The sequence below is a fragment of the Providencia sp. PROV188 genome, from assembly GCF_027595165.1.
Lineage (GTDB): Bacteria > Pseudomonadota > Gammaproteobacteria > Enterobacterales > Enterobacteriaceae > Providencia > Providencia lanzhouensis.
This window is the reverse complement of record NZ_CP097291.1, coordinates 2,305,361-2,332,011: the sequence shown is the minus strand read 5'-3', so window position 1 is coordinate 2,332,011 and position 26,651 is coordinate 2,305,361. Positions and strand designations below refer to the sequence as shown.

At 41.8% G+C, this 26,651-nt stretch carries 16 protein-coding genes, 2 tRNA genes and 1 pseudogene; 10 read left to right on the top strand and 9 right to left on the bottom strand.

What is annotated here, in order from left to right; genetic code table 11:
* Positions 1-6 precede the first annotated feature (6 nt).
* The 3 genes from menB to menE are packed head-to-tail and all read left to right on the top strand — an operon-like array spanning position 7 to position 3,238.
* On the top strand, positions 7-864 hold the full coding sequence (gene menB, locus M5X66_RS10675; RefSeq protein ID WP_036952775.1) for a 1,4-dihydroxy-2-naphthoyl-CoA synthase: 858 nt from the start codon (positions 7-9) through the stop codon (positions 862-864).
* A complete protein-coding gene (menC, locus tag M5X66_RS10670) occupies positions 864-1,835 on the top strand; it encodes an o-succinylbenzoate synthase (RefSeq protein WP_154609455.1) in 972 nt (323 codons plus the stop codon). The genes menB and menC overlap by 1 nt, the downstream gene beginning before the upstream one ends.
* Complete coding sequence (menE, locus tag M5X66_RS10665) at positions 1,823-3,238, top strand: o-succinylbenzoate--CoA ligase (RefSeq protein ID WP_270103520.1); 1,416 nt, start codon at positions 1,823-1,825, stop codon at positions 3,236-3,238. Before menC ends, menE begins: the two co-directional genes overlap by 13 nt.
* 84 nt (positions 3,239-3,322) lie before the next feature.
* Here the strand turns inward: menE and M5X66_RS10660 are convergent, their stop codons facing one another.
* The gene (locus M5X66_RS10660) at positions 3,323-4,762 is read right to left on the bottom strand and encodes a catalase (RefSeq protein ID WP_270103519.1); all 1,440 of its coding nucleotides are present in this window, start codon (positions 4,760-4,762) and stop codon (positions 3,323-3,325) included.
* Between the two features lie 334 nt (positions 4,763-5,096).
* On the opposite strand from M5X66_RS10660, the gene M5X66_RS10655 reads away from it, so the two are divergent.
* Positions 5,097-5,639, top strand: coding sequence for a YfaZ family outer membrane protein (locus tag M5X66_RS10655; RefSeq protein ID WP_006661376.1), 543 nt, complete (start codon positions 5,097-5,099; stop codon positions 5,637-5,639).
* Positions 5,640-5,890: 251 nt separating this feature from the next.
* Here M5X66_RS10655 and tyrP read toward each other — a convergent pair whose 3' ends face one another.
* A complete protein-coding gene (tyrP, locus tag M5X66_RS10650; protein ID WP_230082430.1) occupies positions 5,891-7,039 on the bottom strand; it encodes a tyrosine transporter TyrP in 1,149 nt (382 codons plus the stop codon).
* 483 nt (positions 7,040-7,522) lie between these two features.
* On the opposite strand from tyrP, the gene M5X66_RS10645 reads away from it, so the two are divergent.
* Positions 7,523-8,863 carry an anaerobic C4-dicarboxylate transporter gene (locus M5X66_RS10645; RefSeq protein WP_006660307.1) on the top strand — a complete coding sequence of 447 codons (1,341 nt, stop codon included), beginning with the start codon at positions 7,523-7,525 and terminating at the stop codon, positions 8,861-8,863.
* Positions 8,864-9,012: 149 nt separating this feature from the next.
* On the opposite strand, the gene yfaE is transcribed toward M5X66_RS10645, so the two are convergent.
* The 4 genes from yfaE to ubiG form a co-directional block, all read right to left on the bottom strand.
* The gene (gene yfaE, locus M5X66_RS10640) at positions 9,013-9,276 is read right to left on the bottom strand and encodes a class I ribonucleotide reductase maintenance protein YfaE (RefSeq protein ID WP_108478594.1); all 264 of its coding nucleotides are present in this window, start codon (positions 9,274-9,276) and stop codon (positions 9,013-9,015) included.
* Positions 9,277-9,278: 2 nt separating this feature from the next.
* Positions 9,279-10,415: a class Ia ribonucleoside-diphosphate reductase subunit beta gene (gene nrdB, locus M5X66_RS10635; protein WP_036952796.1), complete on the bottom strand. Its 1,137-nt coding sequence runs from the start codon at positions 10,413-10,415 to the stop codon at positions 9,279-9,281.
* 11 nt (positions 10,416-10,426) lie between these two features.
* Positions 10,427-12,718, bottom strand: a complete 2,292-nt coding sequence (gene nrdA / locus M5X66_RS10630; protein ID WP_154599424.1) for a class 1a ribonucleoside-diphosphate reductase subunit alpha — start codon at positions 12,716-12,718, stop codon at positions 10,427-10,429.
* A 335-nt stretch (positions 12,719-13,053) separates the two neighbouring features.
* Positions 13,054-13,776 (bottom strand): bifunctional 2-polyprenyl-6-hydroxyphenol methylase/3-demethylubiquinol 3-O-methyltransferase UbiG, encoded by a 723-nt coding sequence (ubiG, locus tag M5X66_RS10625; protein ID WP_036952802.1) that lies wholly within the window; start codon positions 13,774-13,776, stop codon positions 13,054-13,056.
* A 329-nt stretch (positions 13,777-14,105) separates the two neighbouring features.
* Here ubiG and gyrA point away from each other — a divergent pair, with 329 nt between their 5' ends.
* Together gyrA and rcsC are read left to right on the top strand one after the other, a co-directional pair.
* Complete coding sequence (gene gyrA, locus M5X66_RS10620; protein ID WP_154599425.1) at positions 14,106-16,709, top strand: DNA topoisomerase (ATP-hydrolyzing) subunit A; 2,604 nt, start codon at positions 14,106-14,108, stop codon at positions 16,707-16,709.
* Positions 16,710-16,856: 147 nt separating this feature from the next.
* Complete coding sequence (gene rcsC, locus M5X66_RS10615; protein WP_270103518.1) at positions 16,857-19,709, top strand: two-component system sensor histidine kinase RcsC; 2,853 nt, start codon at positions 16,857-16,859, stop codon at positions 19,707-19,709.
* Positions 19,710-19,793: 84 nt separating this feature from the next.
* Here the strand turns inward: rcsC and rcsB are convergent, their stop codons facing one another.
* Both rcsB and rcsD read right to left on the bottom strand, forming a co-directional pair.
* Positions 19,794-20,444, bottom strand: a complete 651-nt coding sequence (gene rcsB / locus M5X66_RS10610) for a response regulator transcription factor RcsB (RefSeq protein WP_004259923.1) — start codon at positions 20,442-20,444, stop codon at positions 19,794-19,796.
* A gap of 1 nt (position 20,445) precedes the next feature.
* Complete coding sequence (rcsD, locus tag M5X66_RS10605) at positions 20,446-23,145, bottom strand: phosphotransferase RcsD (RefSeq protein WP_270103517.1); 2,700 nt, start codon at positions 23,143-23,145, stop codon at positions 20,446-20,448.
* Positions 23,146-23,360: 215 nt separating this feature from the next.
* Here rcsD and M5X66_RS10600 point away from each other — a divergent pair.
* Together M5X66_RS10600 and M5X66_RS10595 are read left to right on the top strand one after the other, a co-directional pair.
* Positions 23,361-23,448, top strand: a tRNA-Ser gene (locus tag M5X66_RS10600).
* A gap of 5 nt (positions 23,449-23,453) precedes the next feature.
* A tRNA-Thr gene (locus M5X66_RS10595) sits at positions 23,454-23,529 on the top strand.
* A gap of 82 nt (positions 23,530-23,611) precedes the next feature.
* Here the strand turns inward: M5X66_RS10595 and M5X66_RS10590 are convergent.
* Positions 23,612-24,410, bottom strand: a pseudogene (locus M5X66_RS10590) (site-specific integrase); the annotation flags it as partial.
* A gap of 456 nt (positions 24,411-24,866) precedes the next feature.
* Here M5X66_RS10590 and M5X66_RS10585 point away from each other — a divergent pair.
* Positions 24,867-26,651, top strand: coding sequence for a colicin-like bacteriocin tRNase domain-containing protein (locus tag M5X66_RS10585; protein WP_270103516.1), 1,785 nt, complete (start codon positions 24,867-24,869; stop codon positions 26,649-26,651).

The following is a 26,651-nucleotide window of genomic DNA, read 5'->3' as shown; positions in this document are numbered from 1 at the left end:
TTGATAATGATTTATCCAAGCGAAGAAAAACTGTACGCACCGATTGAGTGGCAAGATTGCTCAGCAGGTTTTGACGATATTCGATATCACAAATCCCCTGAAGGGATTGCTAAAATTACCATTAACCGCCCTGAAGTGCGCAATGCATTCCGTCCGCAAACCGTAAAAGAGATGATCCAAGCATTATCAGACGCGCGTTATGACGACCATATCGGGACTATCATCCTAACGGGTGAAGGTGAAAAAGCGTTCTGTGCTGGTGGTGACCAGAAAATTCGTGGCGACTACGGCGGGTATCGCGATGAAAGCGGTACGCACCATCTGAACGTATTGGATTTCCAACGTCAAATTCGTACCTGTCCAAAACCTGTTGTTGCAATGGTTGCCGGTTTCTCCATCGGTGGCGGTCACGTTTTACATATGATGTGTGACTTAACCATCGCAGCCGATAACGCGATTTTCGGTCAAACGGGTCCTAAAGTTGGCTCGTTTGATGGCGGCTGGGGCGCATCTTATATGGCGCGTATCGTCGGTCAAAAGAAAGCCCGCGAAATTTGGTTCCTGTGCCGTCAGTACAATGCGCAAGAAGCGTTAGACATGGGTCTGGTAAACACCGTTGTACCTTATGCTGACTTAGAAAAAGAAACAGTACGCTGGTGCCGTGAAATGCTGGAAAACAGCCCAATGGCATTACGTTGCTTGAAAGCGGCACTGAACGCTGACTGTGATGGTCAAGCGGGTCTGCAAGAATTAGCGGGTAACGCAACGATGCTGTTCTATATGACCGATGAAGGTCAAGAAGGGCGTAACGCATTCAACGAAAAGCGTGCGCCAGATTTTTCTAAATATAAGCGTAATCCATAATGAGAAAAGCCAAACTTTACTCGTTCAGCCTGCCGATGGAGGCAGGCGTTATCCTTCGCTATCAACGACTAAAAACCCGTGATGGGCTTTTGGTTTGTTTACAAGATGGGGATAGCGAAGGCTGGGGGGAAATTTCACCTCTGCCAGAATTTAGCCGTGAAACGTTGGAAGAAGCAACAGCCGACACCATCGCATGGCTAAATGAATGGGTGAATGAAGGCACAATGACGCCAAGCCATTTACCTTCAGTTGCCTTTGGCTGTAGCTGTGCATTAGCAGAGCTGACCGGTGAACTTCCACAACAAGCTAATTATCGTAAAGCGCCATTATGCAGCGGTGACCCTGATGACCTAATCCTAAGCCTCGATGCCATGGAAGGGGAAAAAGTCGCCAAAGTGAAAGTGGGGCTTTATGAAGCTGTGCGTGATGGCATGGTGGCAAACTTATTATTGGAAGCGGTGCCTGAGCTAAAACTGCGCTTAGATGCTAACCGCAGCTGGACCCGAGCAAAAGCAGATGGTTTCGCTAAATATGTGAATCCAGATTACCGTGCACGAATTGCGTTCCTTGAAGAGCCATGCAAAACCCGTGAGGAGTCTTTGCAATTTTCTGCGGATACTGGCATCGCCATCGCATGGGATGAAAGTGTGCGCGAAGATGACTTCAAAGTAGAAGCGCAACCGGGTGTGGCGGCTATTATCATTAAACCGACCTTAACGGGCAGCTTGAGTTATTGCCGTAGTTTGGTGGAGCAAGCTCATCAGTTAGGGATGCAGGCTGTGATCAGCTCATCCATCGAAAGCAGCTTTGGTTTAACCCAATTAGCGCGGGTCGCAAATTGGCTAACGCCGAATACCATTCCAGGTTTAGATACGGTTTCACTGATCCAATCTCAATTGGTGAGACCTTGGCCACAATGCCAAATTCCTGTTCAACAGTTAGATGAGCTGACAGTTGTATGGCAGAGTTAGCATCATCGTCTAGCCGCTTTACCGACTGGCCTTGGCAGCATTGGGCCAGTCTTCAACCAAATAACATTGCACTTTTTACGGATACTGATGCGGTAACGTGGGCGGCATTAAATCAGCAGATTGCCGATTTAGTCACTTACTTTGCGATGCAAGGCGTGCAAGAAGGGCAATGTGTCGCTTTGCGCGGTAAAAACTCCGTTGAACTGCTACTCAGTCAATTGGCGTTGCTAGCTTGTGGGGCGAAAGTCTTGCCTATCAATCCTCGCCTTCCTGAACGGTTGTTAGATGAATTACTGCCACATCTTGATATTAGCGCAGTGATTGATTTTACCGATGAACAAAACGCGCTCGCGAATTATCGTCATTTGGACCACCAGCTTTATTATCATTTTATTGAATATGACGATTTTCCTTCGGTACGCTTTCAGAAAATTGCTGAGCAACCTGCAACGTTAATTTTAACCTCAGGTTCTACGGGGTTACCTAAAGCGGCTGTACACAGTATTTCGGCGCATTTGAACAGTGCGGCTGGCGTGTTGGATGCCATGAATTATCAGCAAGAGGATTGCTGGCTACTTTCATTGCCATTATTTCACGTTTCAGGGCAAGGGATTGTATGGCGTTGGTTACTGAGCGGTGCAAAACTCGCCATTCGTTCTACACCATTGCCCGAAGCATTACAGGGTGTCACCCATGCATCATTAGTGCCGACTCAACTATGGCGGTTACTGAATGACGAGATGCCGTTAAATCTTTCGTTAAAAGAAGTCTTGTTGGGGGGGGCTATGATCCCAACCAGTTTAACGGAGCTAGCCGAGCAACGTGGTATTGTATGTTGGAGTGGTTATGGGATGACAGAAATGGCGTCAACCGTGTGTGCCAAACGTACAGATGGTAAGAAAGGTGTAGGGCTTCCATTAGCGGGTAAACAAGTACGGCTGGTGGATGATGAAATTCAAATTCAGTCGGACAGCCAATCTTTAGGGTATTGGTTTGATGGGCAATTACATCCTTTAAATTTAGTGGATGGATGGTTTAAAACCAATGACAAAGGTGCCTTTATTGAGGGTGAATATCAGGTTTTAGGTCGTTTGGATAATCTATTCATTAGTGGCGGGGAGTGTGTGCAGCCTGAAGATATTGAAGCGGTGATCAATGCTCATCCTGGTGTGCACCAAAGCTTTATTGTTCCTGTTGATGATGTGCAATTTGGACAGCGCCCAGTGGCAGTGATTGACGCTGATGAATCAATGAATTTGAACATGTTGGCGGATTGGCTAAAAGATAAATTAGCCCCGTATCAATTCCCCATGGCGTTTTATCGCCTAGAACCTGAATTGAAAGCGGGGGGAATTAAAGTCTCTCGCCAGCAGGTGAAGCGATGGGTGTTAACACAAAGATAGTGATGAACTAAACGCAGAATGAATTAAGGAATAGATAAAAGCGCTAGAAAGTTCTAGCGCTTGGTCATAACAGGAAATGCTTGTTTATTTCAGCGCATTCAACGCTTTTTCAACACCAGAACCGTATTCTGGGTGCACTTTCTTAAACAACTCGATTTGACGTTTTTGTGTCTCTTCTGACGCTTCAATCAACTCACCCGCTAAACGTTGGAACATACGTTGATGTTCGGCATCGTCCAGCAATTCATACAGTGCACGAGGTTGGCTGAAGTAATCTTCATCTTCACGGTGATTCCAGTGATCAGCCGCACCTTCGATGGATAATGGTGGTTCGCTATAGTCCGGTTGTTCTTGGAACATACCTGCGCTGTTTGGCTCATAAGTCACGGTATTGCTGCTATTACCATCAATGCGCATTGCACCATCACGATGATAATTGTGGAATGGGCAGCGTGGGGCATTCACCGGAATTTGATAGTGGTTAATACCTAAACGGTAACGCTGAGTATCCCCATAAGAGAATAAGCGACCTTGCAGCATTTTGTCTGGAGAGAATCCAATGCCCGGAACGATATTCGCTGGGCTAAATGCCGCTTGTTCCACATCCGAGAAATAGTTATCTGGGTTGCGGTTCAGTTCAAAATAGCCCACATCAATCAATGGATAATCTTTGTGTGGCCACACTTTGGTTAGATCAAATGGGTTATAAGGGACGGTTGACGCCTCTTTTTCTGGCATGATCTGAATCTGTAAGTTCCAGCGAGGGTATTCTTTACGTTGGATAGCATCGAACAGGTCACGTTGAGAGCTTTCACGATCTTTACCAATCAGCGCTTCTGCTTCGTCATCCATAAGGTTTTCGATACCTTGCTGGCTACGGAAGTGGAATTTCACCCAAAAACGTTCGTTATTCGCATTGATAAAGCTATAGGTATGGCTACCAAAACCGTGCATAAAGCGATAACTTTTCGGTAAGCCGCGGTCGCTGACATCAATGGTTAATTGATGAAGCGCTTCAGGTAAGTGGGAGAAGAAATCCCATTTATAGGCAGCGCTACGCATATTGGTGTAAGGGCAGCGTTTAACAACGTGGTTTAAGTCAGGGAATTTCAGCGGGTCACGCAGATAGAATACAGGGGTATTGTTACCCACCATATCCCAGTTGCCTTCTTCGGTATAAAACTTCATGGCGAAACCACGGATATCGCGCTCGGCATCAGCTGCACCACGTTCACCGGCTACGGTGGAGAAGCGGACAAATAAATCAGTTTTCTTGCCAATTTCACTGAATAATTTTGCGCGGGTATAGCGGGTAATGTCATGGGTGACAGTGAAAGTACCGAATGCCCCTGAACCTTTAGCGTGCATACGGCGCTCTGGGATCACTTCACGATCGAAGTGGGCGAGCTTTTCCAAAAACCAAACATCTTGCAACAGCATCGGGCCACGTTTGCCCGCAGTCATCACGTTATTGTTATCCACAACAGGCGCACCTGAAGCGGTAGTTAGACCTCTTTTTTTCATCACAATACTCCCAAGCTATTAGATTTATAGACTACACAAAAGTAACTAACTGGATGAATATTTGTAGAATATCACTTCATCTCTATAATAAACTTGATGAACAGTATAATAAGCAAAGAATTAATTATCTAATCGCTCTGACCAATCACTGTAATCATAGTAAGAAGTTTAGTCAGAAAATGAAGAATTGATTGAAGTAAACCACTGATGAATTTCACTTATTGTGCGTTAAACGGTGTTCTAACGTAAATTTAAGCAAAAAAGACTGAGTACGTGCACTAAATCACGTCACATCGTCACGATACTTTAATTTTTAATAATAAAGGAAATGATAATGCGCAAAGTTCTTTTAGCTGTTGCAGCGACCTCTGCATTTTATATGGGTGCTGCCCAAGCAATTTCTGCTGATTTCAGCGCGGGTGAACATTTTACAGAATTAAGTGCTGGTTTAGGAACTCAAGGTTCCGGTTTAGCATTTAATGGCTCTTGGGCTCGTAGCGATCATAATGGCGAGTTAGGTAGCTTAGGCGCAACTTTCGGTCTGCCATTAGGACCATTTAATGCCTATGTAGGTGGTAAAGCATTGTATTTATCTCCTGAAGATGGTTCTAACGGTGCAGCGGCAGCATTAGGCGGCGGCTTAAGTTGGCAAGCACTGCCATCATTAAGTTTCTACGGTGAAGCGTATGGCGCACCAGAATCACTGACTTCAGGCAGCAAATCCTACATGGAAGCGAAAGCAGGTGCGCGCTATACCGTGTTTAAACCGCTGTCGGTTGATGCGGGTTATCGTCTGATTGAGATGAAAGGCGCACATGATGATCGTAATGAGAAGTTGGCAGACGGATGGTATGTGGGTGCCGGCCTATCCTTCTAATATTCTCGTCATATTTTGATTTGTGGCGTTGTTGGCTGCACTCGGATACTCGGGTCACATACTCATGTATGCTCCCCAAGATATCCTCGTTTGCCGCCTAGCCACAATTCAAACTATTTAGAGAATAATGCTAGTGCTCGTTATGTTTTGAAAAATAGCAGAAATATATTTTTTCAAAAATAAAAAGAAATACGGTTTGAAATTAAAACACCCCATATTGGGGTGTTTTTTTATGAATGAAACTCTGGGGATTAACCAACGTTTGGCAGGAAGCCGGCCACGATGGCGAATTGGATGGCGATGACTGCGATACCGCACAGCAGAACTAAAGTGAGGATTGGTGTGCCGCCTTTGACGCGGTAAATGCCATTCGCTTCTAACTTGCGTACGCGCATGGTTAACAGTGCCGGTATGATTAATGCTAGGACTGATAATGCGACAGCGGCGTAAGTTAATGCTTGAACAAAACTACTGAAGAACAACGCTGCGAGTAACGGGGGTACGAAGGTCAGCAGCGTGGTTTGTGCACGACCAATAAAATCATTACTACGCTTAAATAAGTCTGCAAGGTAATCAAACAAACCTAAAGCCACACCTAAGAAGGAAGTCGCTAACGCTAAATCCATAAACAGGGCAACTGCCATATTCACTCGAGGGGTGGCAACCACATCACGGATTGCGGTTAATAATCCATTTAAACCTGAAGACTGGGCAAGGATCCCCATAAATGTATTGGATGGGATAGCGCCGAGAGTTGCGATTTGCCATAAAATGTAGGCAACCAGAGGAATTGCACTCCCTGTAATGAAAATGATACGCAGCTTGCGTACATCACCATTCATGTAATTGACTAAACTAGGTACGCTTCCGTGGAACCCAAAAGAGGTAAAAATCACGGGAACAGCGGCGAGTATAAGGCCTTTTTCCAGCGGCATGGTGCTTAGGTTAACCGCCTCGGCATGAGGCATCATAACGGCCAGCATAATCACTAAGAAAATCGTCTTAGCGGTGAAAAGAATACGGTTAATAAAATCAACAGAGTGTGTACCCACACAGACCACAGCACCGCCAACAATGGTGAACATAATAATGGCTGTTTGAGTCGAAACCGTAATCCCCCACCAAGAAGATAGGCTATCAGAGATAAGCACTCCAGCCCCGCCAATATAGGCAGTTGTCAGAGCATACATCAGTAATAACATACTCAAACCAGTGACAATTTGACCGACAGGACCGAGGTACTTTTTCGCAACACTACCGAGCCCCATATTGGCAGGATTATGTTGATATACCTCGACTAGTAGTAATGAGGTATAACTCATTAGCATCCATAAACCAATCAACAAACATACTATTCCAGTGAAGCCAACACCTGCTGCCGCTAGCGGCATTGCTAGCATTCCTGCGCCAATTGTTGTTCCTGCCACGATCAAAATACTGCCAAGGGTACGATTCTTCACAAATTCCTCTGATTGAATTCGGGTTATTAATAATTTAAGCAGATTATGCGATTGCGATTACTCTGTCAAATCTGAATTACAGTGTGTGTAAATAAATATTAACAGTCTAAATAAGTCAAAAATTCTATTAATGTATGGGCAAGTAACAACTTGCTCGCTAAGGGTGAATTTTTGTTAAGAATGAAAATAAGAAGTGAAACTTGATGAGGGTTAAATGTTAAAAAATGGGGTTTATAAGATTGATTTTACTCATTATATTATTTAACTGAGTATTATGGCAGCAACTAAAGGGGAATTTTGTGATGGGAGCAAAATATTAGGAATGAAAATAAAACAATATTGTTTTTTAAATTAATATAAATCAAATTAATACGTTAAGACCATCTGGATAATAAGGGAAACCTATAAATAAAGGATGGACCTATGGACTTTATGATTCAACTTGCCATTATTCTTGTCTGCTTGTTCTACGGAGCAAGAAAAGGGGGTATGGCGCTCGGGCTGCTAGGCGGTGTTGGCCTAGTTATACTTGTCTTTGGCTTTGGTTTACCTCCAGGAAAACCGCCTGTAGACGTTATGCTTGTTATCATTGCTGTTGTTGCAGCATCAGCAACCTTACAAGCATCAGGCGGTTTGGACGTTATGCTACAAATCGCAGAACGTTTACTGCGTAAAAATCCAAAATACATCTCTATTGTTGCACCTTTCGTTACCTGTATTTTAACCATTTTGTGTGGTACCGGGCATGTGGTATATACCATTTTGCCAATCATTTACGATGCAGCGATCAAGAATAATATTCGTCCTGAAAGACCAATGGCGGCGAGTAGTATCGGGGCGCAAATGGGGATTATTGCCAGCCCTGTTTCCGTGGCAGTTGTTTCTTTAGTCGCAATGTTAAATGGCGTGTCCATCAACGGTAAATCATTAGAATTTTTAGATTTACTGGCAATCACTATCCCATCAACCTTAATCGGTATCTTAGCGATAGGTATCTTTAGCTGGTTCCGCGGTAAAGATCTGGATAAAGACCCAGTATTCCAAGAATTTATCTCAGTGCCTGAAAACCATGACTATGTTTATGGTGATAGCGTTACGCTGTTAGATAAAAAATTGCCAAAAATTAACTGGGTAGCAATGTGGATTTTCTTAGCATCCATCGTGGTGGTGGCATTACTGGGTGCATTTTCTGAGCTCAGACCATTAATTAACGGTAAGCCGTTATCGATGGTGCTAGTGATCCAGATGTTTATGTTATTAGCGGGTGCGCTGATCATTATCATCTGTAAAACCAATCCAGGACAGATTTCTAAAAACGAAGTGTTCCGGTCAGGGATGATTGCTATCGTGGCGGTATATGGTATCGCGTGGATGGCAGAAACCATGTTCGGTGCCCATATGGATGAAATTAAAGGCACTTTAGGTTCATTAGTCAAAGATTTCCCTTGGGCGTATGCGGTGATTTTGCTGTTGGTATCCAAGTTTGTTAACTCACAAGCAGCGGCATTAGCGGCAGTAGTGCCAATCGCTCTGGGTATTGGTGTTGACCCTGCATATATTATTGCGTCTGCACCAGCGTGTTACGGTTACTATATCCTGCCAACTTATCCAAGTGACCTTGCGGCGATTCAGTTTGACCGTTCTGGTACTACACGTATTGGTAAGTTTGTTATCAACCACAGCTTTATCTTGCCTGGTCTAATTGGGGTGGGTGTATCCTGTGTGTTTGGTTGGATTTTTGCTGCAATGTACGGTTATCTATAAAAATACCCGTCATACTTCAAATTGCAGGGGGTTAGCTGCTTACCGGTAACTCGCATTATTTTAGGTATGATTTTATAAGCAAAAAGCGATTGCTCGAGTCATCAAAGCAATCGCTTTTTATTGTTAGATATGCAGTATTACTAGCGCGGCTACTCGATTTCAATATCGGATAGCGGGTGACAACAGCAGGGCAGAATTTCACCCTCTTGAACAAAAGCGAGCGGTTTACGTTTGTATCCAACCTTTCCCTTTAATAATGTTACGCGGCATGAGCCACAGTAGCCTTCTCGACATTGGTACTCGACAGGCACTCGGCTATCTTCAAGGGCATCCAATAAACTGGTGTGAACATCCGTGTGGTAGGGAACTTGCACACCCTGCGTAAGACGCAGGGTGATTTTATGACTTGCCATAATTACAGTTCGAAATCACTCAAATCATCGGTGTTAACTTCAGCGTCAATCTGACCGACTAAATAAGAGCTGACTTCGACTTCTTGTGGCGCCACTTGAACGTTGTCAGACACTAACCATGCGTTGATCCATGGAATAGGGTTAGAACGCGCTTCAAATGGTAATTTCAGGCCAACTGCTTGCATACGAATGTTGGTAATATATTCCACATATTGGCACAGAATATCTTTGTTCAGACCAATCATCGAGCCTTCGCTGAACAGATATTCAGCCCACTCTTTTTCTTGTTCTGCCGCATCCACAAACAGGCGATAGCATTCATCTTCACACTCAGCGGCAATCTCTGCCATTTCAGGATCGTCTTGACCTGAGCGTAACAGGTTCAGCATATGCTGAGTTCCCGTTAAGTGCAGCGCTTCATCTCGAGCAATCAGCTTGATGATTTTTGCGTTACCTTCCATCAATTCGCGCTCAGCAAAGGCGAAAGAGCACGCGAAGCTGACGTAGAAACGAATTGCTTCAAGGGCGTTAACGCTCATTAAGCATAAATAAAGTTGCTTTTTCAGTGCTCGCAGTGAAACAGTGACTTGTTTACCACCCAGCGTATGGGTCCCTTCACCAAACATATGGTAATAGTTGGTCATTTCGATCAGCGTGTCGTAGTACTCAGAAATATCTTTTGCACGCTTGAGAATTTCTTCATTTTCAACGATATCATCGAAGATAATCGCCGGGTCATTCACGATATTACGAATAATATGCGTGTATGAACGTGAGTGAATTGTTTCTGAGAATGACCAAGTCTCAACCCAAGTTTCTAATTCTGGGATTGAAATCAGTGGCAAAAATGCCACGTTAGGGCTGCGACCCTGAATAGAGTCGAGCAGCGTTTGGTATTTCAGGTTACTGATAAAAATGTGTTTTTCATGATCAGGCAGCGCATTATAGTCAATACGGTCGCGCGCCACGTCAACTTCTTCTGGGCGCCAGAAGAATGAGAGTTGCTTTTCAATCAGTTTTTCAAAAATAGGATATTTTTGCTGATCAAAACGGGCAACGTTCACAGGCTGGCCGAAAAACATCGGCTCCAGCAGCTGGTTATTTTTTTTCTGAGAAAAAATCGTGTATGAATGTGACATAACCATCCCTATTAAATTTTACAAGCCCCGCCTTCACAATCAGAATCTGCGCTTTCAACAACTTCTTCCAGATCCCCCTGAACATCTTCAGCACCGTCGCGGGTGTTGTGGTAGTAAAGTGTTTTCACACCAAACTTGTAGGCTAACAATAAATCTTTTAACAGTTGATTCATTGGCACTTTGCCATTCGGGAAACGGGTTGGGTCATAGTTTGTGTTAGAAGAAATCGACTGGTCGATAAACTTCTGCATGATCCCAACTAACTGCAAATAGCCGCTATTGGAAGGCATTTGCCATAATAGCTCGTAAGCACCTTTCAGATTTTCGTAATCTGGCACCACTTGGCGCAGGATACCGTCTTTTGATGCTTTAATGCTGATATAACCACGTGGTGGTTCGATACCATTGGTCGCGTTAGAAATCTGAGACGAGGTCTCTGATGGCATTAATGCAGACAGCGTTGAGTTACGCAGACCGTACTGTTTGATCTCTTTGCGCAGCGCTTCCCAATCATAATGCAGTGGTTCGTCAGTTAATTTATCGAGCTCACGTTTGTAAGTATCGATAGGTAACACGCCTTGCGCATAAGTGGTTTCATTGAACCACGGGCAAGCACCTTGCTCTTTCGCTAATTCATTTGAGGCTTTCAGTAAGTAATATTGGATTGCTTCGAATGTTTTGTGCGTCAGGTTGTTGGCGCTACCATCGGAGTAACGAACACCGTGCTTCGCTAAGTAGTAAGCGTAGTTAATCACACCAATACCCAGAGTACGACGACCCATAGAGCCTTTCTTCGCCGCAGGGATTGGGTAATCTTGGTAGTCTAACAGTGCGTCTAATGCACGAACCGCTAAGATAGCTAACTCTTCTAACTCATCGAGGCTTTCAATGGCACCTAAGTTAAACGCTGACAGCGTACACAAGGCAATTTCACCATTTTCGTCATTGACGTTATTTAATGGTTTAGTTGGCAGTGCAATTTCCAGACACAGGTTGGATTGACGAACAGGGGCAACCTGTGGGTCAAATGGGCTGTGGGTGTTGCAGTGGTCAACGTTTTGAATATAGATACGACCTGTAGATGCGCGTTCTTGCATCATCAATGAGAATAATTCAACCGCTTTCACGCTAGATTTACGGATTTTCTCATCTTGCTCATATTGCACATATAGGCGTTCGAACTCGTCTTGATCCGCGAAGAATGCATCGTACAAGCCCGGAACATCAGACGGGCTGAATAGGGTGATATCTTGGTTTTTGATCAGGCGTTCGTACATTAATTTGTTGAGCTGTACACCGTAGTCCATATGGCGAACACGGTTCCCTTCAACACCACGGTTGTTTTTCAGCACTAATAAACTTTCTACTTCTAAGTGCCAGATAGGGTAGAACAGAGTTGCTGCACCACCACGTACGCCACCTTGAGAGCAAGATTTTACCGCAGTTTGGAAATGCTTATAGAATGGGATACAGCCAGTGTGGAATGCTTCGCCACCACGGATTGGGCTACCCAGCGCACGAATGCGACCCGCGTTGATACCGATACCGGCACGCTGAGAGACATATTTCACGATAGCACTTGAGGTTGCATTGATAGAATCAAGGCTGTCACCGCACTCAATCAGAACACATGAGCTGAATTGACGTGTAGGTGTACGTACCCCCGCCATAATTGGCGTAGGTAAAGAAATTTTGAATGTTGATACCGCGTCATAGAAGCGGCGGATGTAATCTAAACGGGTTGCTTGTGGATAATGAGAGAACAAACATGCAGCAACCAGAATATATAAAAACTGGGCGCTTTCGTAGATTTCACCAGTGACACGGTTTTGAACTAAATATTTCCCTTCCAACTGTTTAACAGCGGCGTAGGAGAAATTCATATCACGCCAATGGTCAATAAAACCATCCATTTGCTCGAAATCTGCTTCGGTGTAGTCTTCCAGCAAATGCTTATCATATTTACCCATCTCAACCAGATGTTTTACGTGGGCATATAATTTTGGTGGCTCAAACTGGCCATAGGCTTTTTTGCGCAGGTTAAAAATCGCTAAACGTGCAGCAAGATATTGGTAATCTGGTGTTTCACCGGTGATTAAGTCAGCAGCGGCTTTAATCATCGTTTCGTGAATATCAGAAGTTCTGATCCCATCATAAAACTGAATCTGAGAACGTAACTCCACCTGTGAAACTGATACGTTACTAAGACCTTCCGCCGCCCATGTAATAACTTTATGGATTTTGTCGAGGTCAATGCGTTCTTTATGTCCATCACGTTTTGTGACTAACAGACTCTGGTTCATGAGCAAGTACACCTTGGTTGAGTTACAAAATAGAGTCTCCCAAACGTAAAAAAGCTCATGATGAACAATCATGAGACTTGTATATTATATTTGTGATGACCACTATATGTAGTAGTTTGTTAAGAATCTAATAACAAGATAATGTTAATGTGCGATTTTATCAAGTGTACAAATCTGATAGTTTTTGTGGATAACAACTGGATAAGAAAAATTGATCATGTCGGTAAGCAGCATGAGAAGTGGAGTTGCCAAAAATTGACTTACCGACATTAACCTAAAAATTATTTTGTAAAGTTGAGACCGTTTGCTGTTTTCTTAAACGTACCGCTTGCTATTTATTCGCTGATCGTATGCAGCATATAGTTCACATCAACGTTAGGGCCTAACCAAAATTTATCGGTGATTGGATTATAATGCAGTCCCATCATATGTTGTTCTTTTAATTGCGTTTTATCGACCCAGCTAATTAATTCGGATGGGCGGATAAACTTATTAGCATCATGGGTGCCTTTTGGAACCATTTTCATCACATATTCCGCTGCCACGACAGCCATTAGCCATGCTTTTCTGTTGCGATTAATGGTGGAAAAAATAACATGTCCGCCAGGTTTAACTAATTTCGCGCAGGCTCTTACCACAGATTCTGGGTCTGGAACGTGCTCAAGCATTTCCATGCAAGTGACGATATCGTAGCTCTGAGGGTGTTTATCTGCATGCTGTTCGACGGTTTCTTGGACGTATTCCACAGGAATGCCCGATTCCAGAGAGTGTAGACGAGCGACCATTAATGGGTCTGCACCCATATCTAAACCCGTGACATCCGCACCTTCGCGCGCCATGCTTTCAGATAAAATACCGCCACCGCAGCCAACGTCGAGGATTTTCTTACCAAAAATGCCGTCTACACGTTGCATGATGTAGCCTAAACGCAGCGGATTAATGCGGTGTAATGGGGCAAACTCGCCTTCAAGATCCCACCAACGTGATGCTATCGATTCAAACTTTTCAATTTCTTGTTTGTCGACGTTTAGGTACGTTTGGTCTTGGGTATCATTCATCTGAGGAACTCCTATATCTATTTCTATCCTCGCATTACTTATTTTTACCTATTGGACTATATTTATTTTGCAAAATGCAAAAACAGGTTGGAATTCGTAATGGGACGATAGTCGCCCGTGAGTTAATTTATTGGGATTATGGACCAAATATGAAAATCCTTGAGAGACTATTGCTTGAAAATCTACAAGATTCGGACACATAAGCGCATTTTTCCGCTATTATACATAGCTTGAAAGACAAATACTCACTTCTCTTATCTCTTAATTAAATAAGGGAGTTGTGGTATAGTTTACTCTTTGAATCTGAAGTTATGAGGGACAGTGGTTCCATGAGCGAGATTGCCAGAGAAATCACCCCAGTCAATATCGAAGAAGAACTGAAAAGTTCCTATTTGGATTATGCAATGTCCGTTATCGTCGGCCGTGCACTTCCAGATGTTCGAGATGGGCTGAAGCCAGTACACCGCCGAGTGTTATTTGCGATGAATGTACTGGGAAATGATTGGAATAAACCCTATAAAAAGTCTGCCCGTATCGTTGGGGACGTCATCGGTAAATACCATCCACATGGAGACAGCGCCGTTTATGAGACCATCGTTCGTCTCGCGCAGCCTTTCTCTATGCGCTACATGCTGGTAGATGGTCAGGGGAACTTTGGTTCAGTTGACGGAGACTCCGCCGCTGCAATGCGTTATACGGAAATCCGTATGGCGAAAATTGCCCATGAAATGCTGGCTGATTTAGAAAAAGAAACCGTAGACTTTGTTCCTAACTATGATGGTACAGAGCAAATCCCAGAAGTGATGCCAACGAAGATACCTAACCTTTTGGTCAATGGTTCTTCAGGGATTGCTGTCGGGATGGCCACTAACATTCCTCCGCACAACTTAGGGGAAGTGATTAATGGTTGCTTAGCTTATATAGAAGACGAAGATATTAGTATCGAAGGCTTGATGGAACACATCCCAGGCCCTGACTTCCCGACTGCCGCTATTATCAATGGTCGTCGTGGTATTATCGATGCGTATCGTACCGGTCGCGGTAAAGTGTACATTCGTGCACGTGCCGAGGTCGAAGTTGATGAGAAAAATGGTCGTGAAACCATTATCGTCAACGAAATTCCGTATCAAGTGAACAAAGCGCGCTTGATTGAAAAAATTGCGGAATTAGTTAAAGAAAAACGCGTTGAAGGTATCAGTGCACTGCGTGATGAGTCTGATAAAGACGGTATGCGTATTGTCATTGAAATTAAGCGCGATGCAGTCGGCGAAGTAGTACTAAATAACCTGTATTCACTGACGCAATTGCAAGTTTCTTTCGGTATCAACATGGTGGCACTGCATCAGGGTCAACCAAAAATCTTGAACCTGAAAGATATTATTGCCGCGTTTGTTCGCCATCGTCGTGAAGTTGTTACACGCCGTACTATTTTCGAACTGCGTAAAGCCCGTGACCGTGCGCACATCCTTGAAGCGTTGGCGGTGGCACTGGCGAATATCGACCCAATTATCGAATTGATCCGTAAAGCACCAACACCAGCTGAAGCAAAAGCTGGGCTGATTGCCCGTTCTTGGGCTCTGGGTAATGTTGCTGCGATGCTGGAACGTGCGGGTGATGATGCTGCACGTCCTGAGTGGTTAGAGCCACAATATGGTGTTCATGAAGGTCAATATTTCCTGACTGAACAGCAAGCACAAGCAATTTTGGATCTGCGTTTACAGAAATTAACCGGTCTTGAGCATGAAAAACTGCTGGAAGAGTACCGTGAACTTCTGAAACAAATCGAAGAATTACTGTTTATTCTGCGTAGCCCTGAGCGTTTAATGGAAGTTATTCGTGAAGAGTTAGAAGCAATTCGTGATGCTTATAACGACCCGCGTCGTACTGAGATCACTGAAAATACCGCAGATATCAATATTGAAGATTTGATCAACCAAGAAGATGTGGTGGTAACGCTATCTCACCAAGGTTATGTGAAGTATCAGCCATTGTCTGACTACGAAGCACAACGCCGTGGTGGTAAAGGTAAATCCGCAGCGCGTATTAAAGAAGAAGACTTTATTGAGCGTCTGCTGGTGGCGAATACCCACGATACTATCTTGTGTTTCTCCAGTCGTGGTCGCTTATATTGGATGAAAGTCTATCAATTGCCTGAAGCTAGCCGTGGTGCTCGTGGACGTCCAATTGTGAACTTACTGCCACTTGAGCAAGATGAACGTATCACCGCGATTTTACCAGTGCGTGAATACGAAGAGGGCTATTATGTCTTTATGGCGACCGCGAGCGGTACCGTGAAGAAAACCCCTCTGCAAGATTTCAGTCGCCCAAGAAGTGCCGGTATTATTGCCGTGAACTTGAATGAAGGCGATGAGCTGATTGGTGTTGATTTAACCAACGGTAGCAATGAAGTCATGCTGTTCTCTGCGCAAGGCAAAGTGGTGCGCTTTGCAGAAGATGCGGTTCGTGCGATGGGACGTACAGCGACAGGTGTTCGCGGTATTAAATTAATGGACGACGATAAAGTTGTTTCTTTAATTATTCCTCGTGGTGAAGGCCATATTCTGACCGTGACTGAAAACGGCTTCGGTAAGCGTACTGAAGAAGCAGAATACCCAACAAAATCTCGTGCAACTCAAGGGGTTATCTCTATTAAAGTGAGCGAGCGTAATGGTCAAGTTGTTGGCGCTATCCAAGTTGAGGATACCGACCAAATTATGATGATTACGGATGCTGGGACTCTGGTTCGTACCCGCGTTTCTGAAGTTAGCGTCGTTGGACGTAATACTCAAGGTGTGACGCTGATCCGTACTGCTGAAGATGAAAAAGTAGTTGGTTTACAACGTGTTGCTGAAACTGAAGACGATGACAATACCGATGAAGAGGGTATTGATGTTGACGGTGAAGCACAAACTGATGCAGATACCGAAGAGTAAGTATCATTCATCAATGAAACGGGCGGATTATCCGCCCGTTTTTGTATCTTTACACTAGCAATATACATGGAAGTTATTGGTTGTCGCTTTTCATCGAGTTAATCGAGTATACTCAGTATTAGTGATAATGTACTTGTAGGTAACGGATTGAGATATTTACCCTCGTTTAAAACATCCCTCAGATTATCTAGAGATCTTTTTCGTGTCCTAGGCGTTATGCTATGGGGAATGGGGCTTTTCATCACTCTGTTTTTCCTTTATATGCAGTTCAATGAACATAAATCTGATCTGCGCCAGCAATTCCATTCTGGTTATGAAAACCTGCAAGTTTATATTCAGCAGTCAAATGCTACACTTCGCCTTATTCATTCCATGACGGAGCAGCAACGACTCAAAGACGAAGAACATCAACAAAAAGTGGGTATTCAACAAGAAGATATCACTTTACCCGCATCCACGTCATACTCGCTATATCCACTCATGCCATCGGCAGATTGTGATGTATTTAAGCAGCGAACTCAGAATTATCTTTCTGCTTTTGAACAACTCAATATTTTCTGGAAAGACAGCATTGCGGTCCCCCAAGGCTTAAATCACGTATTTGTCTTTGGAACAGGCAGTTACTGCATGATGGATTATTCAATTCGTGCTGCAGTTTCTGATATTGATACGCTAAAAAAAGTGGTCTATGACAATGCGCGGATCTACAAACAGTTAAGACAGCAGGGTCAAGAGCGCAATTTATATACCATCACCCACAGTTCTCAACCATCAAATGGTCAACTCTATTTGATGATCCCTATCTATGAGAAAAGCTTAATTGTTGGTTTTATTGGGATTGAGCGAGCGATAAACTTAAATCAGTTTAATTTACGTAATAATCCAGCCGTTGAAATCACATTAATTAACTCATCAAATCAACCTGTTCTCTACACTTCATCAGATTCGAATATTAAAAATTCACCATTGCTGACATCTGGAGAGATAAATTATTTCGGTTTTAACTCTGATTATACTCAGCTGTTTTTTAAGAAGCGTTTAGCACCTTCGCAACTAACGGTTATTTATTCAATTGAGACATCGTATTTAATCAGCAACCTAAAAACATCAATAATTTACGCAATATTAATTAATATTTTGTCTGGTACGTTAATCTTCTTTTTAATTTGGTTATTAGAAAGACGAATGTTAGAGCCTGCTGCCAATACGGCGATTCGTCTTGAAGAGCATGAACAATTTAACCATAAAATTGTGGCATCAGCTCCTGTTGGGATCATTATCCTAAGGCTAAGTGATGGCGGCAATATTCTGAGTAATGAGCTCGCACATAACTATTTCCGTTTACTGAGTGAAGATGATAAACAGCGAATTTTGACGATTATTCGTCAAAAATCTAGCAACTATATTGATGTTGTTGCAACGAATGGCACCCATCTACAAATTAGTTTTGTGAATTCACGTTATCAAAATGAAGATGTGGCTATCTGCGTATTGATCGACATTAGTATTCGTGTGCAGATGGAAAAATCATTGCAGGATGTCGCAGATGCAGCGGATCAGGCGAACCAAGCGAAATCGATGTTCTTAGCCACGGTGAGCCATGAATTAAGAACACCGTTGTATGGGATCATCGGTAATATTGAGTTATTGCAACGGTATGATTTATCAGATAAAGCGCTTCGATTAGTTTCTACAATGGATAATTCGTCATCGCTATTGTTGCAGATTATCAGTGATATTTTGGATTTCTCCAAAATTGAATCCAAACAATTAAAAATAGAAAATAAATTATTCAATTGCCGCAATGTATTTGCTTATGTTCTTGCTAACTACGTCCCTTTAGCAACTAAAAAACAAGTGTCACTTTACTCTTATATTGAGCCGAATATTCCAGACATGATGCTTAGCGACCCAGTGCGCCTACAACAAGTTATCTCCAATATTGTGAATAACAGCATAAAGTTCACAGACTCTGGTTTTGTGATGCTGCATGTTTGGAAAGATGAAAATTATTTAAAAATTGAAATCAAGGATTCGGGGATTGGAATGACCCCAGCAGTGGTTATGCAATTATTTGACCCATTCTTCCAAGTATACGATCAAAATAATGGACACAAAGGGACAGGGTTAGGGCTCGCTATTTGTGAGAAACTCATCAACTTGATGGATGGTGATATTGGTGTGGATTCTCAAGCGGGGCTGGGGAGTACCTTTACGATCCGCATTCCACTCTATGGCCAGCAATATTTAGAACCCATTATTCCTGAGTACCGAAAAAATTACCGTGTCGCCGTGGCAGGCCAAAATGCATTCTTAATTGATTTTCTTGTAAGATTGCTCGAACACCATCATTTTAATGTGGTGACGGGCTCATCCATTGATATCAATGAGACGTATGACTTGTTGATTACGGATAGCCAAGAAAGTGTTGCCTTACAGAATAGAAACTTGCTGAAACTCAGTAGTTTATATTCAGGTGAATTATTTGAAACTCAACCAAGTAATTGGCTCTATAACACTTATCAGCTCGATAAGCTGCCAATGTTGATTGATAAAATCATTGTTAAGTTGGTTCAAGGTACTAAAGAGAGTTTAGAGAACCATGACCTTGAAGATGCCGATGCAGATTTGAATACGTTTAAAGTCTTAATTGTTGATGACCATCCTATTAACCGAATGCTATTGACAGAGCAGCTGACAAGCATTGGCTTTATGACAAGTACGGCAGTCGATGGATTAGATGCGTTGAAATTCCTTGAGCATAATCATGCGGACATTGTTCTTTCTGATGTGAATATGCCCAATATGGACGGTTATCAATTGGCGCGCACGTTGCGAGAACACGGTTTTAGGCAGCCTATTGTAGCGTTAACGGCAAATGCCATGGCAGAAGAGAAGCAGCGTTGTCTTGATGCGGGTATGAATGATTGTCTCTCGAAGCCTACATCGATCAGTGTGCTACGGGAGTCGTTGGTGAAATATGTTAAACCTAATGAGTGAATAAATTATTTATTAAACAGTTAACATATTGAATAGAAAAAATAAAAGCCCTAAACGGGCTTCTATTTTAGCGCCAAAAAACGATTATTCAGAAGGGGAATTGTCGATACTGACTGATGAAAGGTAATTCAGCAGTGCGATATCATTTTCAACACCCAGCTTTAACATCGCCGATTTTTTCTGGCTACTAATGGTTTTGATGCTGCGATTTAGTTTTTTAGCAATCTCAGTGACTAAGAATCCTTCTGCAAATAAGCGTAGCACTTCACTTTCTTTTGGTGATAAACGCTTATCGCCATATCCACTCGCATTCACTTTCTCAAGCAATTTACTGACGCTTTCAGGGGTAAATTTCTTCCCTTTTTGTAAGGCAGCTAGCGCTTTTGGTAAGTCAGCAGGCGCACCTTGTTTTAGTACGATACCTTCAATATCAAGCTCAAGAATAGCGCTTAAGATCGCCGGATTATTGTTCATGGTGAGGACAATAATCGATAAGTCAGGGTAGTGACGCTTAATGTATTTAATTAATGTAATACCATCGCCGTATTTATCGCCAGGCATAGACAAATCAGTAACCAGAACGTCTGCATTCAGGCGCGCTAAGTTATTAATTAAAGAAGTAGAATCTTCAAACTCACCGACGATGTTTACCCATTCAATCTGTTCAAGCGACTTTCTGATACCGAAAAGAACAATAGGATGATCATCGGCAACAATGACATTTAGGTTATTCATATTATTGGTTACCTTCTGGCATTAGTCTTTTCACTGAGACATCCAGTTCTCTAATGCAATTTTTTATTTCAAATCCGTTTTCATCTGCTATGTAATGTTCCAAATCTTCACAAAGTTTATGAAGATAATGGAATTCAAGCATAGCAAAAACTCCTTTTAAACGATGTGCAGTGTCTTTTAATTCGGTTAAATTCGCAACACTTTCACTATTATACAGTTTATTAATATCTATCGGTACTGTTGAGATAAACAAATCTTTATAATCGCTCTTCGACAGAATTAAATGATAGCCTGAAATAATATTATCGACAGAATTATTCGACTGAGAGTTATTTTCTCGTAGAACGAGTGATGAAGATAGGTTGGATTCATTATTATCTTCTGTCTCATCCGCTTGTTCTATCAATAATGAGATTGCATCGATAAGTTCATCCGCGAAATTGTAGTTAACTTCAATATAATTTGGGTTAATACAATTTATTGAAGATAGATTTCCCTTAACTTTAATTATGTTATTAAAGGAAACGTCATCATTGTCGGCGATCAAGAGATCCCAGTGGCTATGTGGTGAGCTCTCATCGATATCAAGAAACTCTGCACCATAATGCGATAAGGTCTGTTTAACAATGCGACGAGTATCAATATTCTGAATATTCAAGCGAATATACATATCTTCAAGCAGAGCAGGGTATTCATGGCTTTGCATCTGGGATTGCGCAGGGAGCTTAATTTGATAATGGCTACCGATGGCATCACTTGACTTGATACTAAATGTTCCCTGCATTTTTTTCGTTAATAATTTGCAGAGGTAAAAGGTCATGCCTGAACGCTTAAATTGATTTGAACTTTGTGCTTTCCCTGTGAATGGGCTTTGCAAGTTATTCAATTCAATATGAGTTAACCCAATTCCGCTGTCTTTTATATCAATAGAAACTTCACTTTTTTCTTCAATATAGTCAATTGAAACGGTAATTTTACCAAAGGCTGTAGTTTCTATTGAGTATTCCCAAATTAATTGGAATAAAGTCTGGAAATAATCCGGGTTATTTTCAATTAATGAGTCAGGATTAATGTTGTTATAAAAATAGAACGAAAGTCCTTTTCGATTTAAATGCGCTAAATTTTGTTTAAGATATTGGTTAATCATCTGACCAATAGCAAATTTTTCTGTTTTAAACTCAATCTGTTGAGTTTCTAATTGACTAATAAGTTCGATATTTCTAAACCAATTATTGATATAAAACAGTTGGTTTTGAATTTCAGATAATAATGGATTTTTAGGCTCGCCGAGTGAAGAGCTTAATTGGTTAAATTTGGCATCAATTTGGTTAACAGCGGGTAGAATTTCCTGGCAAATATTTTCGAAAACCACTTTTCTAAGTTGAATATTTCGTTGGTGCTCACGCGTAGCCATTTCTTGGCGTTTTTGCGTCAGAACTTCTTTATCTTTATCTATGATGATAAACAAAATGGTGTTTTCTTTAATTAAGCTTTTCACCAAAATGATTTCATAGATATTGTTTTCTATGGAAACTTGAATGACATCATTATGATCGGTTGCCATTTCTTTGATATGTATCAGATCCATAGATGGTAATAAGTGATTCGCGATACTGTTACTTAATAATTTTTTATTGCTATTAAAATCAAAGACTAGGATGCCATAAGAAATATGGTTAAGAATGTCATTATTGAGGGCATCTTTAAACTGGAGCTCATCCAGCATTGAAGCATTGGGTGAAATAATTCGCTTGCGGATAAACATGGTGGTGATCAGCGCCAAAATACTGACCGCAATCATGCAGGTAATTAACCAAAAATTGTAACTTAGCACCCCGAAAATAATACTTTTCAGAGAAAGGGTATAGCTAATCTGGTAATTAGTGCCTTCAATGGGTTGAGATAGCATCAGGCTGGTGCCGACGAGTTCGCTGGCCGCTTGGCTATTTTCTTGATTGTTTGGTCGCTGTGAAATCGAAATATCATCACCCTGTAATGTAAAGGGGAGGATTGAATTGATAGAAATATCAAAGGAGATCACACTACTAAGGCGCCCTGGCGAGTTAAAGACTAAACGATAGGTATAGAAGTAAACATTATCCTGCGCATTTTTCTGCATATTGGAGATAACTTCACGGCGATCTAATAATGTCGATTGGGTGATCATATCAGAGCGCTTATCTTCCGCCGTTAGCGTTAAATAGCTTTCTTTATAGCGTAACTCTGGTTTTAGAATGGAATGGGTAGTTACCAGAACTAAGGAGTTGTCTTGACCATTAAGGTAGTACATGGAGTTAAATTCATTCCGTGCCCCCCATACAATCTCCATATAGTTTGCGAGCTTTGTCGCTAAGACTTTACTGCTTGGTTTATTGAGACCAAACACAATGGAATCAATGGTCTGGTTATTGCTACTTAGCCAATAAACATCGTGGCGCATTTCAGTCACGGAAATGTCGTTAACAGAGTCAGGTGTAGTTTTATCATTGGCAAGCTTATAGATGTGACCCGCTTGATAGCGATAATCTTCAATTTGATAAGCGAGTCGATTAGCGAGAGTGTTGATGGCCGTTTGGTGCGCTAACATCCATGCGTGATAATAATTATAGAGGGACAACGACAGCATTGTGACGAGCAGCACAATAAAGGCAATAAAAATGCGAGAAAGAACATTCGGTTTTAATAATGATTGTTTGTACATACAGTCCCACGCCGTCACACTGGCAAATTAGATTAATCAGATTAAAAATCATACGCCTAGGTACGTTATAGACACTGATTTTGCACAGATATTAGCATTTTTTTAGGGCAATAGAGAACAATTGAGTGAAGATTAGTCAAACGAACAAAAAAATGCAATTATTTTACTATCAGGGGTAGACAAGCCCCCGGGATTCCTCCATAATCGCGCCCCATGGAGAGATGGCCGAGCGGCTGAAGGCAGCGGTCTTGAAAACCGCCGATGGGAAACCATCCTAGAGTTCGAATCTCTATCTCTCCGCCAAATTAGCCGGCTTAGCTCAGTTGGTAGAGCAACTGACTTGTAATCAGTAGGTCACCAGTTCGACTCCGGTAGCCGGCACCAAATAAGAACCCGCTATATCGAAAGATATAGCGGGTTTTTTCTTTTTATATGTGTGCATAATTATAATGCTACTAAGTAGTGGCTGTGCCGTATTTGTGTCATCGTGTGACATTAGCTCGTCGATCCGTTTTGCATGTTCAACAAAATGATTTGGTGCTAAATGTGCATATCGCTGTACCATTTCAATCGATTACCAAGCCCCCATTTTTTGCGATACTGTCAATGGAACTCCAGCCTGAGCTAACCAACTACCGATGTGTACCTTAAATCATGGAATCTGCGGTTTTCTATACCAGCTCGTTTTAGTGCACTACGAAATGCGGTATTCGAATCAACCCTCATCTTTTTTACCGCTGGGGTTGTTGTTCCGTCAGCTCTATTTTTAGCCTCCATATGGACGAATACGTATTTTTGATGGTTACCTATTTGGTCTCTAAGAACCTTGCATGCTGTATCATTTAGGGCTATGCCATTGCCTTTCCTGATTTACTATCTTCAAGGTTGAACCATGGAACCTTTCGCTGCATATCAACTTGATTCCACTCTAAGTTGATTATGTTTGAGCGTCGCAACCAAGTTGTAATAGCAAATGCAACTACGGATTTTAATGGCTAGCTACATTCATCAATCAATCGCCTTGCTTCGAAAGGCTCCAACCAGCGTATGCGATTATTTCTTGGTTTTGGAGCTTTAATATTTGGTGATTTATCTAGATACTTCCATTCCCTTTCTGCTGCTCTCAACAATGATTTAATAAAAGACAGGTAAGCAAATTTTGTTGAAACTGAAACTTTAATATCAACATCTTTAACCTTTATTTTTCTTTTTCCTGAATTATGTCTGCTCCTGTTTTCTTCATGCTTTTTATTTGTAAGTTTGCTAAACGTAACTCTTCTAGTGGCGATGATTGGTTTTATCCCGAAATGGTATGATCTGATAAATTCATCTCTCACAAATTAGGTAAAACCTACCAGCAAGAATACCTTATCGACGAAAACGACCTAGTCGAACTCGTTGGTGAGAGCCTATCGACGTTGTGCACAAGCAAACAGAGTACGAAGTTAAAACCAATAAGGAAACTAACCCGATGAAAAAAATCATCACAAATATCAAAACCTACATCGATAAATCGTAGAGAGTTTGATGCGGCTATTTTTGCGCTTGATGGTTTATTCCGTGAAGAACGGATGAAAGAGAAAGGGTGTAGAAATACAATAATATAAATGCGAATAGTTATCATAAGTATTTTGACATATCTAGAATATGGGGTTATAGTTAATTTACTGTATATGCATACAGTAAATTAACTGGAATTATAACTTAAAAAGGAATATTTTATGGGTGTACATGCTTCAGATGGCTCAGGATGGAGTTCTGAGAATGATCCGTTTGGTGGAAATGACAGTAATGGAAAAGGTACTGGACCAGAAGGTAACGGGAATGGTGGTAACTCAGGTGCTGGTGGGAACAACACATCAGTAAATTTTAGTAAAACTCCTGAAAAACAAGCCGTCGCCTCAGCCATGCTGATGACAATTCCGCAGCAAATTGCGATTGTTGAGGGGACGTGGGGTATCACAATTAATACGACCGTGCTCACATCACCTTTTGCTCGTTTGGCTGGATTATTAGAGAGCAGCTTACCTATGGCTGGCCGTTTAACTGCTGTTGGAGCTTTACTTTCACCTTCTCCAATTGCTTTAGATACCATTGATCCCGCTTTTCGGGAACATCAACAGCAATTAGCCAATTTAGTCACTAATCAGAAATTACAAAGTCAAACATATTCATTAACGGCGCTTCCTGTCAGCATCGTGACAGATACGCCAGTTAAAGACATTTCTCGTCAAAAAACAGTGCCGGCTAAGGTTGTTGTTGAACAGGTTGTTTCGCCAGAAAAGAATAAAGTTACACCTGCAATGACTAAAAATCCTCAGCAAGTCAATGTAGTGCAAGCCAAAAAAACTGGGCGACCGGGTGTGTATTCTGTTGAAATTGCGCCAGGTAAACCAGCATTACAGATTGGATTTAGTGATAAAAAACCGAGTAAGTCGTTTAAAACGCCATCATATGACAATATTAAGCCTGAATCAGTTATTCCAAGTATAACTTCTGAGGCATATCAGGGTATTGTTGATTTCGGTGGTGATCATACTCCTATTTATATTTCTATCTCAAAAAACCTAACTGCGGAAGAGGAAAAGAAACAAGCGGAAACGACGAGAATTGATTGGGAAATTCATAATCCAATTGAGGCAGCTGAAGTGAATTTAGCTTTAGCATCAAAGGAGTATGACGACGCTGTTAATCAAGTGCTAGTGAAACAAAAAGCACTGGAAATGGCAAAAAAAACACCAGAAGCGCTGGCGTTTACTGATGCTAAGTTACATCCATACAACATTAATATTAAAAAAAATGGTTTTGGGTACGCGGATGTAATTGATAGTAAAGAGAAAATGTCATTTTTATTGACTGAGGGGGCTAGAGCTTATGTTTGGGACTATCTTGGTTACTCTCATATAGAGGCTCCTACTAAGGAAGGACTAGATTTTGCAGTATCTGTTCGCAATGAAATCCTAAATATATTTGAAGCAATTAAAAAGCAAATATTGCAGGGACAGCAGTCAATAAAAGATGCAGAAAATAATCTGGTATTAGCTAAAAAAAATAAAGATAAAGCGGAAGATAAAAAGAAAAAAGCGAAGGATAAAAAAGAAAAGGAAGAAAAGCGTAAAAAGCCGGGAACCGCTACTGGTAAAGGTAAAAAGGTGGGGGATAAATGGCTTAATGATGCCGGCAAAGAAAATGGTGCTCCTATTCCAGAGCAAGTAGCTAATAAATTACGAGGGAAGAAATTCAACAGTTTTGATGAGTTAAGGAAGGCCATCTGGGATGAGATATCAAAATTTCCAGAATTGATTAAAAACCTTAGTAAGAATAATAAAACTCTTGTTTCTAAAGGATACTCGCCTTTTGCTAGGAAAAAAGATCAAGTTGGTGGTAGAAAGGTACATGAATTGCACCATGACAACCCAATTAGTGAAGGGGGAGAAGTCTATGATATGGACAATTTAAGAGTTACGACCCCTAAAAGACACATTGATATCCATAGAGGTAAATAA

What these genes read in the sequence shown, in the direction of transcription:
- menB (WP_036952775.1), top strand. Translation starts at nt 7, where the DNA reads ATGATTTATCCAAGCGAAGAAAAACTGTACGCACCGATTGAGTGGCAA.
- menC (WP_154609455.1), top strand. Translation starts at nt 864, where the DNA reads ATGAGAAAAGCCAAACTTTACTCGTTCAGCCTGCCGATGGAGGCAGGC.
- menE (WP_270103520.1), top strand. Translation starts at nt 1,823, where the DNA reads ATGGCAGAGTTAGCATCATCGTCTAGCCGCTTTACCGACTGGCCTTGG.
- M5X66_RS10660 (WP_270103519.1), bottom strand. Translation starts at nt 4,762, where the DNA reads ATGAAAAAAAGAGGTCTAACTACCGCTTCAGGTGCGCCTGTTGTGGAT.
- M5X66_RS10655 (WP_006661376.1), top strand. Translation starts at nt 5,097, where the DNA reads ATGCGCAAAGTTCTTTTAGCTGTTGCAGCGACCTCTGCATTTTATATG.
- tyrP (WP_230082430.1), bottom strand. Translation starts at nt 7,039, where the DNA reads ATGCTAGCAATGCCGCTAGCGGCAGCAGGTGTTGGCTTCACTGGAATA.
- M5X66_RS10645 (WP_006660307.1), top strand. Translation starts at nt 7,523, where the DNA reads ATGGACTTTATGATTCAACTTGCCATTATTCTTGTCTGCTTGTTCTAC.
- yfaE (WP_108478594.1), bottom strand. Translation starts at nt 9,276, where the DNA reads ATGGCAAGTCATAAAATCACCCTGCGTCTTACGCAGGGTGTGCAAGTT.
- nrdB (WP_036952796.1), bottom strand. Translation starts at nt 10,415, where the DNA reads ATGTCACATTCATACACGATTTTTTCTCAGAAAAAAAATAACCAGCTG.
- nrdA (WP_154599424.1), bottom strand. Translation starts at nt 12,718, where the DNA reads ATGAACCAGAGTCTGTTAGTCACAAAACGTGATGGACATAAAGAACGC.
- ubiG (WP_036952802.1), bottom strand. Translation starts at nt 13,776, where the DNA reads ATGAATGATACCCAAGACCAAACGTACCTAAACGTCGACAAACAAGAA.
- gyrA (WP_154599425.1), top strand. Translation starts at nt 14,106, where the DNA reads ATGAGCGAGATTGCCAGAGAAATCACCCCAGTCAATATCGAAGAAGAA.
- rcsB (WP_004259923.1), bottom strand. Translation starts at nt 20,444, where the DNA reads ATGAATAACCTAAATGTCATTGTTGCCGATGATCATCCTATTGTTCTT.
- rcsD (WP_270103517.1), bottom strand. Translation starts at nt 23,145, where the DNA reads ATGTACAAACAATCATTATTAAAACCGAATGTTCTTTCTCGCATTTTT.
- M5X66_RS10585 (WP_270103516.1), top strand. Translation starts at nt 24,867, where the DNA reads ATGGGTGTACATGCTTCAGATGGCTCAGGATGGAGTTCTGAGAATGAT.